The 13,738-nt window shown below is 57.7% G+C and carries 14 protein-coding genes; 1 reads left to right on the top strand and 13 read right to left on the bottom strand.

Annotated features, from left to right (window positions below):
• Positions 1-314: 314 nt before the first annotated feature.
• The 8 genes from rpoS to MME58_RS06840 form a co-directional block, all read right to left on the bottom strand.
• Complete coding sequence (gene rpoS / locus MME58_RS06875; protein ID WP_054986414.1) at positions 315-1,322, bottom strand: RNA polymerase sigma factor RpoS; 1,008 nt, start codon at positions 1,320-1,322, stop codon at positions 315-317.
• A 103-nt stretch (positions 1,323-1,425) separates the two neighbouring features.
• Positions 1,426-2,292, bottom strand: a complete 867-nt coding sequence (locus MME58_RS06870) for a peptidoglycan DD-metalloendopeptidase family protein (RefSeq protein WP_061447428.1) — start codon at positions 2,290-2,292, stop codon at positions 1,426-1,428.
• A 208-nt stretch (positions 2,293-2,500) separates the two neighbouring features.
• On the bottom strand, positions 2,501-3,136 hold the full coding sequence (locus MME58_RS06865; RefSeq protein ID WP_002554702.1) for a protein-L-isoaspartate(D-aspartate) O-methyltransferase: 636 nt from the start codon (positions 3,134-3,136) through the stop codon (positions 2,501-2,503).
• A gap of 41 nt (positions 3,137-3,177) precedes the next feature.
• A complete protein-coding gene (gene surE / locus MME58_RS06860) occupies positions 3,178-3,927 on the bottom strand; it encodes a 5'/3'-nucleotidase SurE (protein WP_054986416.1) in 750 nt (249 codons plus the stop codon).
• Entirely contained in the window at positions 3,915-4,973 is a 1,059-nt protein-coding gene (truD, locus tag MME58_RS06855; protein WP_055006853.1) for a tRNA pseudouridine(13) synthase TruD, read from the bottom strand. The genes surE and truD overlap by 13 nt, the downstream gene beginning before the upstream one ends.
• Positions 4,970-5,443: a 2-C-methyl-D-erythritol 2,4-cyclodiphosphate synthase gene (ispF, locus tag MME58_RS06850; RefSeq protein ID WP_055006852.1), complete on the bottom strand. Its 474-nt coding sequence runs from the start codon at positions 5,441-5,443 to the stop codon at positions 4,970-4,972. Before ispF ends, truD begins: the two co-directional genes overlap by 4 nt.
• Before the next feature lie 53 nt (positions 5,444-5,496).
• Positions 5,497-6,342 carry an S-formylglutathione hydrolase gene (gene fghA, locus MME58_RS06845; RefSeq protein ID WP_055006851.1) on the bottom strand — a complete coding sequence of 282 codons (846 nt, stop codon included), beginning with the start codon at positions 6,340-6,342 and terminating at the stop codon, positions 5,497-5,499.
• A gap of 75 nt (positions 6,343-6,417) precedes the next feature.
• Complete coding sequence (locus MME58_RS06840) at positions 6,418-7,530, bottom strand: S-(hydroxymethyl)glutathione dehydrogenase/class III alcohol dehydrogenase (protein ID WP_054986420.1); 1,113 nt, start codon at positions 7,528-7,530, stop codon at positions 6,418-6,420.
• Positions 7,531-7,639: 109 nt separating this feature from the next.
• Here MME58_RS06840 and MME58_RS06835 point away from each other — a divergent pair, with 109 nt between their 5' ends.
• Complete coding sequence (locus MME58_RS06835; protein ID WP_199727365.1) at positions 7,640-8,530, top strand: LysR family transcriptional regulator; 891 nt, start codon at positions 7,640-7,642, stop codon at positions 8,528-8,530.
• Between the two features lies 1 nt (position 8,531).
• Here the strand turns inward: MME58_RS06835 and ispD are convergent, their stop codons facing one another.
• The 5 genes from ispD to MME58_RS06810 form a co-directional block, all read right to left on the bottom strand.
• Entirely contained in the window at positions 8,532-9,242 is a 711-nt protein-coding gene (ispD, locus tag MME58_RS06830; RefSeq protein WP_055006849.1) for a 2-C-methyl-D-erythritol 4-phosphate cytidylyltransferase, read from the bottom strand.
• A 13-nt stretch (positions 9,243-9,255) separates the two neighbouring features.
• The gene (ftsB, locus tag MME58_RS06825; protein ID WP_003314315.1) at positions 9,256-9,534 is read right to left on the bottom strand and encodes a cell division protein FtsB; all 279 of its coding nucleotides are present in this window, start codon (positions 9,532-9,534) and stop codon (positions 9,256-9,258) included.
• A gap of 190 nt (positions 9,535-9,724) precedes the next feature.
• The gene (gene eno / locus MME58_RS06820) at positions 9,725-11,011 is read right to left on the bottom strand and encodes a phosphopyruvate hydratase (RefSeq protein WP_055006848.1); all 1,287 of its coding nucleotides are present in this window, start codon (positions 11,009-11,011) and stop codon (positions 9,725-9,727) included.
• 139 nt (positions 11,012-11,150) lie between these two features.
• On the bottom strand, positions 11,151-11,996 hold the full coding sequence (gene kdsA / locus MME58_RS06815) for a 3-deoxy-8-phosphooctulonate synthase (protein WP_054986424.1): 846 nt from the start codon (positions 11,994-11,996) through the stop codon (positions 11,151-11,153).
• Between the two features lie 14 nt (positions 11,997-12,010).
• Positions 12,011-13,642, bottom strand: a complete 1,632-nt coding sequence (locus MME58_RS06810) for a CTP synthase (RefSeq protein ID WP_032616036.1) — start codon at positions 13,640-13,642, stop codon at positions 12,011-12,013.
• Between the last annotated feature and the right edge of the window lie 96 nt (positions 13,643-13,738).

Here is a 13,738-nt window from a genome sequence, read left to right as displayed (position 1 = left end):
TTCGATATTAGAGATTTAGCCCTGCAGAGCAACACCTGAAACGCTCCAGGATATTTCCATCGTGTTGATCGATTAAAATATAATCCCTTCTAAAACAGATTCTTACCGACCAGGGAAGCCTGGTCTGGCGACAAGCCTCACGTATCTTGCCTGAATGACTTACAGCAAGTGTGCGCAATGACTTACAGGCTTTGAAAGCCGAAAGCCTGAGCGAGCGCATGGGACATCGGTATTGAGATGACGAAAGCCATATAAAAAGGCCGATATATGCACACGGTGCTTATATCGGCCCTGGATTGACACCAAGAGGGGGATTACTGGAAGAGAGACTCGCTGGACAGGCCATTCTTTTCAAGAATCTCACGCAGGCGCTTGAGTCCTTCTACCTGGATCTGCCTTACACGTTCACGTGTCAGACCGATCTCGAGCCCTACATCTTCAAGCGTGCTGCTTTCATGCCCGCGCAGGCCAAAGCGGCGGATGACAACCTCACGCTGCTTCTCGGTCAGTTCCGATAACCATTGATCGATGCTCTGGGAAAGGTCATCGTCCTGCAGCAGTTCGCAGGGGTCTGTCGGCCGGTCATCAGTCAGCGTATCCAGCAGGGTCTTGTCCGAATCAGGCCCCAGCGAAACATCTACCGAAGAAACACGCTCGTTCAGGCCGAGCATGCGTTTGACCTCACCTACCGGTTTTTCCAGAAGGTTGGCGATCTCTTCAGGAGAGGGTTCGTGGTCCAGCTTCTGAGTCAGCTCTCGGGCCGCGCGCAGATAGACGTTCAGTTCCTTGACGACATGAATTGGCAGCCGGATAGTCCGGGTCTGATTCATGATCGCGCGCTCGATGGTCTGACGAATCCACCAGGTGGCGTAGGTAGAAAAACGAAAGCCGCGTTCCGGGTCGAATTTCTCGACCGCCCGAATCAACCCCAGGTTGCCCTCCTCGATCAGATCAAGCAATGAAAGCCCACGATTGACGTAGCGTCTGGCGATTTTTACGACCAGACGCAGATTGCTTTCAATCATGCGTTTGCGCCCGGCCGGATCTCCACGTTGCGACAGGCGCGCAAAGTGAACTTCTTCTTCCGGGGACAGTAGAGGAGAAAAACCGATTTCATTGAGATACAGCTGGGTAGCATCAAGCGCCCGCGTGTAATCAATGTACTTGTGTTGTTTGAGCGATGTTGAATGCTTGGCCTTGGTGCGTCCCGAGGCAGCGGGTTGCTGCTTCTCGTTTGACGCTTCCTTCAGGACAATGCCGGCTTCCATAAGGAGCACTTCATCATCGATGTCAAACTCCGGCGCTTCGTTGCCAAGAGCCATTGTTTTAGTCCTTTGGTGAGTTCGACCTCAAGCTCCAGCGTCGCCTGGTTCCATGGCAACACTTGAGCCTGTTCCTATTACGCCAGGAACAGGCTGGCAACTATCAACGACGTGGCAAAAATCCCAATGGATCTACAGGTTTCCCTTGGCGGCGAATCTCAAAATGCAGTTTCACCCGGTCAGTTCCTGTTGACCCCATTTCGGCAATCGTCTGCCCTGCCTTGACCTGCTGCCCTTCCCGTACCAAAAGCCTGCGGTTATGACCGTAGGCACTGACGTAGGTATCGCTGTGTTTGATGATGATCAATTCGCCGTAGCCCCGTAATCCACTTCCGGCGTAAACAACTGAACCATCAGACGCTGCCAAAACAGGCTGTCCCAAATCACCAGCGATATCAATTCCTTTATTCAAACTACCGTTTGAGGAAAATTTTCCTATCAGAATGCCGCTGGAAGGCCAGGTCCAACCCGTCGGAGACTTGCCGGCCGGGCCTGTTGCGGTAGTTGCAGACGGGGGTATCACTACAGGCACAACTGCAACAGGCTTGGAAATAACCGTTGTCTTGACGGACCCGGAACTGCTGGTACTGGTTGATGTAGACGTTACCGGGCGTCCTGCACCCGAGGTCGATGCTACGTCCTGCGTTGAAGAGGAGCGCCCGTCAAAGCGAATTGTCTGACCTGGCTTGATGGTAAACGGCTCGGGAATCTGATTGCGGGCTGCGAGCGCTTTCCAGTCCCAGCCGTAACGAAATGCAATAGAAAAAAGCGTGTCACCGCGCCTGACCACGTATTGTCCGGTAGTCACCGTTGGACGCTGAGCCACCGCGTTACCGTTGCGATCAACGACACGAACGCCGCCTGAGGGCGTGCTGGAGCAGCCGACCAAAAGGACACTGAGAGCAATGCCAATCACCAGACGCTGATAACTTCTTGAAGACCTGAGCTGCTGAATGACTGTGAGACTCACCCGCCACTCCCTTTACTGGTGACTGAATTCAAAAAAGATGCCTATTGTGCCGTAATAGCGACGGGCAGCCAGTGATTAACCGCTGAAAAAACGTTGTTATGTATCAATCAGCTACATGAAATGATGCCATCAGGCCATTCAACATTCCGGGCCGCGCGCTGTAGACCGATGACTGACGCCAGAATTCACTGTTTACTGCAGACAATCTTCAAGCGATCGGTCCATTGAGCAGCGGCACGAAGCGCACAGCCCCCAATACATGACGGGAAAAACCGTTTTCTTCGCGGATAATCAGCATCAATTGCTGAACCTCACCCGAGCCTACCGGTATCACCAGCCGGCCCCCCGGCGCCAGTTGATCAAGCAGCGCCTGCGGCACGTCGGTTGCCACAGCCGTGACGATGATGCCGTTATAGGGCGCAAGAGCCGGCCAGCCCTCCCAGCCGTCACCCCAGCGGAAAACCACATTGCGCAAATTGAGCTCGACCAGGCGCTCTTTGGCGCGATCCTGAAGCACTTTGATGCGTTCCACCGAAAACACGCGCTCCACCAGCTGCGCCAGCACCGCAGTCTGATAGCCGGAACCCGTGCCGATCTCCATGACCTTGTCCAGCGGCCCCGCTGCTAGCAGCAGCTCGCTCATCCGCGCAACCATATAAGGCTGGGAAATCGTCTGGTTGTGGCCGATGGGCAAGGCTGTGTCTTCATAGGCGCGATGCGCCAGTGCTTCATCGACAAACAGGTGCCGAGGCGTCTTGCGGATGACGTCCAGTACCCGTTGATTGGAAATGCCCTCTTCGCAAAGGCGCTGAATCAGACGTTCGCGGGTGCGTTGCGAGGTCATCCCGATCCCGCGACGCAATAGATCATCCTGCTCGCGCGACATCAACGAAGTCCCTCCAGCCAGGTATTCAGACTGCTGAATCCATTCTGATACGTTCGATCCAGCTGCAACGGCGTAATCGATACATAGCCTTGTACGACTGCATGGAAATCGGTGCCGGCACCGCCGTCTTCGACATCGCCGGCAGCAGCGATCCAGTAGCCGGCACGACCACGCGGATCGACGACTTTGACCGGTGCGGCAGCACGGGCACGGTGCCCCAATCGGGTCAGTTGAATGCCGCGGATATGCTCAAGCGGCAGATTCGGAATATTCACGTTCAGTACCGTGCGGGGTGGCAGATCGAGTTGCTCATGAGCCTCGACCAGCAAGCGCGCGTAATGCGCCGCCGTCGCCAGATTATCCGGCTGACGTGACAAAAACGAAAAGGCAAACGACGGACGCTGCAAAAAGCGCCCTTCAAGCGCTGCAGCGACCGTTCCGGAATACAGTACGTCGTCCCCAAGATTGGCACCCAGGTTGATACCTGAAACCACCATATCCGGTGCACGCTCCAATAGCCCATGAATCCCCAGATGTACGCAGTCGGTCGGCGTACCATTGAGACTGATGAAGCCGTTGGCCAGTGTATGCGGGTGCAAGGGCCGGTCAAGTGTCAGGGAACTGCTGGCACCGCTTTTGTCCTGATCAGGGGCGATCACCACGCACTCGGCATAGTCCGCCAGCGCTGCATGCAGCGCGACAAGACCGGGCGCGTTCACCCCGTCATCATTTGATATCAGAATACGCATGAGCTGTCCGTCTGCCCAACCGGCACCAGATCAACGAGTTCGCGAACCAAAACAGTAGCGAAGCATCCGGGCGGAAGGACGAATTCCAGTTGCAGAATGTCAGACTCGGGATAATGCCACGTCAGCCGCCCAATGGGCAGTCGCAGGATGCGACGTTCGTGCTCCATGCCTGCTCTGACCAGCCAGTCACGCAGTGGGGCCTCATCATTGGCGATGGCATTTTCCAGCGCTGCCGTCGCGCCTCCAGCTGGCGAAAGGCCCTCGCCCCATTGAGGCCCGGTAGGGTGCAGATCAAGAATCGCCAGACGAGGATCGCTGCACTCGTCGATACCCGCCGGAAAAAAACTGCGGCTGTCAGTGAAAGCCAGCAAATCCCCGACTTGAGCCTTGTGCCAGCTGCCATCGGCAACACGAGCGGCCAGCACTCGATTGAACAGGTAGCTGCGCGCCGTGGACAAGAGCCGCGAGCGCACTGCGCGCTGCTCGGGCAGCGCTTTACGGGCTGCGTAATCACGTGCTTCGCCGAGGTTTCCACCCTGATAGCCGAAACGCTGGGTACCGAAGTAATTGGGGATGCCCTGTCGGGCGATGGTTTCGAGGCGCTCGTTCAACGCGTCCCTGTCGGCATCCAGTTGGGTCAGCCGCAGTGTGAAGCCGTTGGCTGCGTGGGCACCGCGTTGCAGCTTGCGCTTGTGTCGGCTGCTCTTGAGAATCTGCAGGGTGTCGTCCTGGGCGGCCGACAGATCGGGGTCGGCCTTGCCTGGCAGCTGGATGCTGAACCACTGGCGGGTCAACGCGTGACGGTCCTTGAGACCGGCATAGCTGACCGTACGCAGCTGAACGCCCGCCGCTCGGGCCAGCCGGCGTGCAGCCTCCTCGGTATTCAGGCCACGCTTCTCGACCCACAGCCACAAGTGCTCGCCATCGCCTGAAAGCGGAATGTCCAGCACCTCGTCGACCTGAAAATCTTCGGCGGTCGCCTTGAGGACTGCACGGCCCAATGCGTCGTCGTAAGCCCGAGGCCCAAGCAGTTCAAGCTCATTCATGCGCGCAATAACAACGCAACGGCATGCACCGCGATGCCTTCTTCACGGCCGGTAAAACCGAGTTTTTCCGTCGTTGTCGCTTTAACGTTCACCTGGTCAGGTTCAACCTGCAGATCCTCCGCAATCAAGGCACGCATCGCATCGATGTGCGGTGCCATTTTCGGTGCCTGAGCGACAATGGTGGCATCGACATTACCGACCTTCCAGCCTTTGCCGTGGATCTGCTTGAGGACATAACGCAGCAGCACGCGGCTGTCGGCCCCTTTGAATTGCGGGTCTGTATCGGGAAAATGCTTGCCGATATCGCCCAGCGCCGCAGCTCCCAGAAGCGCATCGCTCAGGGCGTGCAGCAGGACATCGCCATCGGAATGGGCCAGCAGCCCGAACCCGTGTGCAATCCGCACGCCGCCCAAGGTAATAAAGTCGCCTTCGGCGAAACGGTGCACATCATAGCCATGGCCAATACGCATAAAAAAACGCCCTGAAAAAAGTCAGGGCGTGATTCTACCTGCTTTGGCGCGCGTTAGCTGTTCAAGGCTTCAGCGTGATGCCTGAGATGGTCTTCGATGAAGCTGGCGATGAAGAAATAGCTATGGTCGTAACCTGGCTGCATCCGCAGAGTCAGCGGATAGTCCGCCGCCTTGGCGGCCTGAACCAGTGCTTCGGGCTTGAGCTGGTTGACCAGAAAATCGTCACGATCCCCTTGATCAACCAATGTCGGCAGCTTTTCCGACGCTTGCGCAATCAACACACTGGCATCCCACTCGCGCCAGCGCGAACGGTCTTCACCCAGATAACGGGAAAACGCTTTTTGCCCCCACGGGCAGTCAATCGGATTGCTGATCGGCGAGAACGCCGACACCGACCTGTAGCGACCGGGATTGCGCAGTGCGCAGACCAGAGCCCCATGTCCGCCCATCGAGTGCCCGCTGATACTGCGCGCCTCTGACGCCGGGAAGTGCTCTTCGATAAGGGCTGGCAGCTCCCTGACGACGTAATCATGCATCTGGTAATGCCGTGCATACGGCTGTTCGGTGGCATTGAGATAGAAGCCCGCCCCTTGACCGAAGTCCCAGGCACCTTCAGGGTCGTCTGCTACGTCAGCACCGCGCGGGCTGGTGTCAGGTGCCACGATAATAATGCCCAGTTCGGCCGCAAGCCGGTGAGCTGCGGCCTTCTGCATGAAGTTCTCGTCGGTGCAGGTCAGACCGGACAACCAGTACAGCACCGGGAGCTTGCTGCCCTGCTCTGCCTGGAGCGGCAGATAGACCGCAAACACCATGTCACAACCCAGTACTTGAGAATGGTGCTTGTAACGCTTGTGCCAGCCGCCGAAGCTTTTCTGACAGGAAATATTTTCCAAAGGCATGTCGTTTCCCCCAGTTGCAAGCGGCAAGCTACAAGCATCTAACAGATCTTCGTGCTTGCCGCTTGCCACTGCTCCTCAAAAATGAATGACGGTGCGGATGCTTTTGCCTTCATGCATCAGGTCGAACGCCTTGTTGATGTCTTCCAGGCCCATGGTATGGGTGATGAACGTATCCAGCGGGATTTCACCGGTCTGCGCCATGTCGACATAGCTTGGCAGTTCAGTGCGGCCACGCACGCCGCCAAACGCCGAACCGCGCCAGACGCGTCCGGTCACCAGTTGGAACGGACGGGTGGAAATCTCCTGACCGGCTCCGGCCACGCCGATGATGACCGACTCGCCCCAGCCCTTGTGGCAGGATTCAAGCGCTGCACGCATCAGTTGCACATTGCCGATGCACTCAAACGAGAAGTCCACGCCGCCATCGGTCATGTCGACGATGACTTCCTGAATCGGGCGGTCGAAATCCTTCGGGTTGACGCAATCGGTCGCGCCCAGCTGTCTGGCGATCTCGAACTTGGCCGGGTTGATGTCGATGGCGATGATTCGGGCCGCCTTTGCTTTGACCGCACCGATCACGGCAGACAGACCAATGCCGCCCAGACCGAAGATCGCCACAGTATCGCCCGGCTTGACCTTGGCAGTATTGAGCACTGCGCCGATACCGGTAGTTACGCCGCAGCCCAGCAAGCAGACTTTTTCCAGCGGTGCCTGCTTGTCGATTTTGGCCACCGAAATTTCAGGCAGCACGGTGTATTCAGAAAACGTCGACGTACCCATGTAGTGGAAAATCGGCTCGCCCTTGTAGGAAAAGCGCGTTGTCCCATCGGGCATCAGCCCCTTGCCCTGGGTTGCACGAATCGACTGGCACAGGTTGGTCTTGCCCGAGCGGCAGAACTTGCACTGGCGGCATTCCGGAGTGTAAAGCGGAATAACGTGATCACCGACGACCACCGAAGTCACTCCTTCACCCACTGCTTCGACAATCGCACCGCCTTCGTGGCCGAGGATGGACGGGAAAATACCTTCGGGGTCAGCACCGGAAAGTGTGTAGGCATCGGTATGGCAGACGCCGGAGGCCACTACTCTGAGCAGCACTTCTCCGGCCTTGGGCATGGCGACATCGACTTCAACGATCTCCAATGGCTTTTTGGCTTCAAAAGCGACAGCAGCGCGCGACTTGATCATCAATCTTCTCCGACGGGTAAAAACAGGTTTGCAGTGTAGTACAGTGCCAATTAGCGAGTAATACGGCTAAAAGCAAAACATTAATGCTGTACAGGGATAATCGATGTACATCAATCGCTGGGAAGGTCTGGACGAATTCGTTGCAGTCGCTGAATGTGGTCAATTCACCGCAGCGGCGCGACGGCTTGGCGTGTCTTCATCGCATGTCAGCCGGCAGATCGTGCGACTTGAGGAACGCCTGCAAACCCGTTTGCTGTATCGCAGTACGCGCAAGGTCACGCTGACCGAGGCCGGCCAGACATTTTTGCATCACTGCCAGCGCCTGCAGGACGGCCGGGAAGAGGCCTTGCGCGCCGTGGGCGATCTGGCCAGCGAGCCGAAAGGGCTGTTGCGCATGACCTGCGCTGTGGCTTATGGCGAGCGCTTCATCACACCGTTGGTCACGCGTTTCATGGATGTCTACCCGCACCTGCGGGTAGACATCGAACTCAGCAATGACACGCTCGATCTGGTTCATGAAGGCATGGATCTGGCCATTCGCCTGGGCCGGTTGCAAGACTCGCGTCTGGTCGCAACCCGCCTCGCACCTCGGCAAATGTACCTGTGCGCCGCGCCCTCCTACATCGAGCGCTACGGACGACCGCACAGCCTGTCGGAATTGAACCGCCATAACTGCCTGGTCGGGGGCAGCGATACCTGGCAACTGCAGCAGAACGGGCGTGAGTTTTCACAGCGTGTGCAAGGTAACTGGCGTTGCAACAGCGGCCAGGCAGTGCTCGACGCCGCGCTGCACGGCGTTGGCCTGTGTCAGTTGCCGGACTATTACGTGCAGAAACACCTCAACGACGGAACGCTGGTTTCGTTGCTGGAGGCGCATCAACCGCCCAATACGGCCGTCTGGGCGCTCTATCCGCAGCAAAGGCACCTGTCACCCAAGGTGCGCAAGCTGGTGGACTATCTGAAAGAAGGGCTGGCGATGCGGGATGAGTACCGTCAGTAGCCTAGCGGCCAAACTCGGTGCGGCGCTGGCGCAACCACTCCAGGTCCTCGGGGCGAGTGATCTTGATGTTATCGGAACGCCCCTCGATCAAGCGTGGCGACTGCCCTGCCCACTCGATGGCTGATGCCTCATCGGTGATGCGGACATTGGATACCAGACTGTCAGCCAGCGCGCGATGCAACGCACCAAGACGAAACATCTGCGGCGTGAATGCTTGCCAGATCAGGCTACGGTCTACCGTCTCAAGCACCCGACCATTGCTGTCGGCCCGCTTGAGGGTATCCCGAGCGGGTACGGCCAGCAGGCCACCGACAGGATCGTCAGCCAGCTCGCCAAGCAGATTATCCAGATCGCTGCGCGCCAGATTCGGACGCGCAGCGTCATGAACCAGCACCCAGTCATTGTCACTGGCACCCTGTGCATGCAAATGCAGAAGCGCGTTAAGCACCGAGCCTGAGCGCTCGCTGCCACCATCCACGCGCTGAATGCGGGTATCGTGCGCACAGGGCAACGCCGCCCAGTATGGGTCATCCACAGCCAGACTGATCACCAGGCCCTTGAGCCGCGGATGATCGAGAAAGCAAAGCAGGCTGTGTTCGAGAATTGTCAGGCCGCCCAGTTGCAGGTACTGCTTGGGACGGTCGGCTGCCATACGAGCACCGATGCCCGCCGCAGGTATCACTGCCCAGAAGGCAGGAAGAATGTCTTTCATTGCACCAACTTGATTATTGCGCGAGCTGGTAAAGGGTTTCGCCGTCCTTGACCATACCCAGTTCGTGTCGGGCACGCTCTTCGACGGTTTCAAGACCTTTTTTCAATTCCATGACCTCGGCATCAAGCACGCGGTTGCGCTCCAGCAACACCTGATTTTCAGCATGCTGGTCGGCAATCTGCTGAGTCAGGCTGGCCACTTGCGCAAGGCTTCCGTTACCGACCCATAGGCGGTACTGCAAGCCAGCCAGCAACAGAAGCAGGACGAGGAACAACCAGTTAGGACTGCGCATTGAAATATCGGGCACCCAGTAAAAAAGACAGCAGAGCCAACGTAAACAACAAATGACTGAGGGCATTGAGCCTGACATAAGCCAGGCTCAATCACTCCAGATTACCGCGGAGCGTCAGCATCGGAGCTGCACAGGCGAGTCAGCGAACTCGACGCCATGCAGCGCTCTGCGTCTTTTTACCATCTATGGCTTAGCCGCGAAACTCGGCACGCCCACGATACACAGCCTTGGAGCCCAATTGCTCCTCGATGCGCAGCAGTTGGTTGTACTTGGAAACGCGATCGGAGCGGCACAGTGAACCGGTTTTGATCTGACCGGCAGACGTGCCCACAGCCAGGTCGGCAATGGTCGAGTCTTCGGTTTCGCCGGAACGGTGAGAGATGATCGCAGTGTAACCGGCAGCTTTGGCCATCTGAATGGCTTCCAGCGTTTCGGTCAGGGAGCCGATCTGATTGAACTTGATCAGAATCGAGTTAGCGATATTCTTGTCGATGCCTTCTTTCAGGATCTTGGTGTTGGTCACGAACAGGTCGTCACCGACTAGCTGGACTTTCTCGCCGATCTTGTCGGTGAGAACTTTCCAGCCATCCCAATCGGACTCGTCCAGACCGTCTTCAATGGAAATGATCGGGTGCTTGCGCGTCAGCTCGGCAAGGTATTCGGCAAACTCGGCGGAGCTGTACTCGCCCTCTTCGCTGAGTTTGTACTTGCCGTTCTTGTAGAACTCGCTGGCTGCGCAGTCCAGCGCCAGGGTCACATCAGTGCCCAGCGTGTAGCCCGCATTGGCGACGGCTTCGGCAATAGCGTCGAGCGCTTCTTTGTTGGACGCCAGGTTAGGCGCGAAACCGCCTTCGTCGCCGACAGCGGTGTTCAGGCCACGCGCCTTGAGCACTGCCTTGAGGTGATGAAAAATCTCGGTGCCCCAGCGCAGGCCTTCAGCAAAGGTTTTGGCGCCGACAGGCTGGATCATGAATTCCTGGATGTCGATGTTGTTATCGGCATGCTCGCCACCGTTGATGATGTTCATCATCGGAACCGGCATGGAGTACACGCCCGGAGTGCCATTGAGGTTGGCGATGTGCGCGTACAACGGCAGATCCTGATCCTGTGCCGCCGCCTTGGCAGCCGCCAGGGAGACCGCGAGGATTGCGTTTGCGCCCAGACTTGCCTTGTTCTCGGTGCCGTCCAGCTTGATCATCGCGTGATCCAGCGCCTTCTGGTCAACCGGGTCCTTGCCCAGAAGCAGATCACGGATAGGCCCGTTGATGTTGGCTACAGCCTTCAGAACGCCCTTGCCCATGTAACGGCTCTTGTCGCCATCACGCAGCTCCAGCGCTTCGCGCGAGCCGGTTGAAGCACCGGACGGCGCGCAGGCGCTGCCGATGATGCCGTTATCGAGGAGCACATCTGCTTCCACGGTGGGATTGCCACGGGAGTCGAGAACTTCACGACCTTTGATGTCGACGATTTTTGCCATTGTTGTAAACACTCCAAGATTGACGAAAACGACGCAGCTGGGAAAACAATGCTCGCAGTCAGACGCAGAAAAGGGCAGGTCCGAATGCGACAACCCCGTCACGAATGACGGGGAACGGCACTTTACCGGAGAACCCTGTTCAAGCGGTCTCTACGATCGGAAAACTTTTTACAAGTTCATCCAGTGACTTGAGCTGAGCCAGGAACGGTTCCAGCTTGTCCAGACGCAAGGCACACGGGCCGTCGCATTTGGCGTTGTCAGGGTCCGGATGCGCCTCAAGGAACAGACCGGCCAGATTCTGGCTGATACCGGCTTTGGCCAGATCAAGAACCTGGGCACGACGACCACCGGCAGAATCGGAACGACCGCCCGGCATTTGCAGGGCGTGGGTCACGTCGAACAATATCGGGTACTCGAACTGCTTCATGATGCCGAAGCCGAGCATGTCCACGACCAGGTTGTTGTAACCGAAGCTGGAACCGCGCTCGCAGAGGATCAACTGATCATTACCGGCCTCTTCGCACTTGGTCAGGATATGTTTCATTTCCTGAGGCGCGAGGAACTGGGCTTTCTTGATGTTGATGACTGCGCCGGTCTTCGCCATCGCAACGACCAGATCGGTCTGACGCGACAGAAAGGCCGGCAACTGGATGATGTCGCAGACTTCGGCGACCACGGCAGCCTGATGAGGCTCGTGGACATCAGTGATCAACGGCACATTGAAGGTGCGTTTGATCTCTTCGAAAATACGCATGCCCTCTTCAAGGCCTGGACCACGGTAGGAATTTACCGAAGAGCGGTTGGCTTTGTCGAAGCTGGCCTTGAACACATAAGGGATACCGAGCTTTTCGGTAACCCTCACGTATTCTTCGCAGACCTGCATGGCCATATCACGGGATTCAAGCACGTTCATGCCGCCGAACAGCACCATTGGCTTGTCGTTGGCGATCTCGATCGAACCTACACGGATGATTTTCTGAGCCATGTCTGAAGTCCCTGTCAGGAGTTTTTCTGATGTTGTGCCAGTGCCGCCTTGACGAAACCGCTGAACAGCGGGTGACCGTCACGGGGCGTAGAGGTGAACTCGGGGTGGAACTGGCAGGCCACGAACCATGGATGATCCGGGGCTTCAACCACTTCAACCAGCGCACCGTCACCGGAGCGACCGGAAATCTTCAGGCCAGCCTCGATCAGTTGCGGCAACAGGTTGTTGTTCACCTCGTAACGATGACGATGGCGCTCGACAATCACATCCTTGCTGTAGCAATCGTGCACCAGCGAGCCGGCTTCAAGCTGGCACTCCTGCGCGCCCAGACGCATGGTGCCGCCCAGATCGGAGCTTTCGGTACGGGTTTCGACTGCGCCAGTGGCATCTTCCCACTCGGTGATCAGACCCACCACGGCGTGCGCGCTGGTACGGTCGAATTCGGTGGAGTTGGCGTCTTTCCAGCCCAGCACGTTACGAGCGAACTCGATGACGGCGACCTGCATACCCAGGCAGATGCCCAGGTAGGGAACCTTGTTCTCGCGAGCGAACTGAACGGCAGTGATCTTGCCTTCGACGCCACGCAGACCGAAGCCGCCCGGAACCAGGATCGCATCCACGCCTTCAAGCAGGCCGGTGCCCTGGTTTTCGATATCTTCAGAGTCGATGTAACGCAGGTTGACCTTGGTGCGATTGGTGATACCGGCGTGGCTCATGGCTTCGATCAACGACTTGTAGGCGTCGAGCAGTTCCATGTACTTGCCGACCATCGCGATGGTCACTTCGTGCTCCGGGTTGAGCTTGGCGTCGACGACCTTGTCCCATTCGGACAGGTCGGCACCGCCACACTGGAGACCGAAACGCTCGACCACGAAATCGTCCAGACCCTGCGAGTGCAGAATGCCCGGGATCTTGTAGATGGTGTCTGCGTCTTCCAGGGCGATAACCGCTCGCTCTTCGACGTTGGTGAACTGAGCGATCTTGCGGCGCGAGGAGACGTCGATCGGATGGTCGGAACGGCAGACCAGCACATCAGGCTGCAGGCCGATGGAGCGCAGTTCCTTTACCGAATGCTGAGTCGGCTTGGTCTTGGTCTCGCCAGCGGTGGCGATGTACGGCACCAGCGTCAGGTGCATCAGCATCGCGCGGCGTGCGCCGACTTCGAAACGCAACTGGCGGATGGCTTCAAGGAAGGGTTGCGACTCGATGTCACCCACCGTACCGCCGATCTCGACCAGCGCCACGTCGGCATCGCCTGCACCCTTGATGATGCGGCGCTTGATTTCGTCGGTAATGTGCGGGATGACCTGAATGGTCGCCCCCAGATAATCACCACGGCGCTCTTTGCGCAGGACGTGTTCGTACACACGGCCGGTGGTGAAGTTGTTGTTCTGGGTCATGGTGGTGCGGATGAACCGCTCGTAGTGACCAAGGTCCAGGTCGGTCTCGGCGCCGTCGTGAGTGACGAACACTTCACCGTGCTGGAACGGGCTCATGGTGCCTGGGTCCACGTTGATGTAGGGATCCAGTTTGAGCATGGTGACCTTGAGTCCCCGCGCCTCCAGGATGGCCGCCAATGAAGCCGAGGCAATGCCTTTCCCCAATGAAGAAACAACACCGCCCGTGACGAAGATGTAGCGCGTCATGAAAAACCCTAGAAGTCTGCGTTAAAGCGGTCAGAGCCGCCGGGGATAGCGAAGGAAGGCCGAAGCCCCCGATTACCGACAAAATTCACGGTGCAC

The sequence above is a fragment of the Pseudomonas syringae pv. tagetis genome (assembly GCF_022557255.1).
GTDB lineage: Bacteria > Pseudomonadota > Gammaproteobacteria > Pseudomonadales > Pseudomonadaceae > Aquipseudomonas > Aquipseudomonas caricapapayae.
Note: the sequence above shows the minus strand (reverse complement) of the source record. Positions and strands in the feature narration are given on the sequence as shown.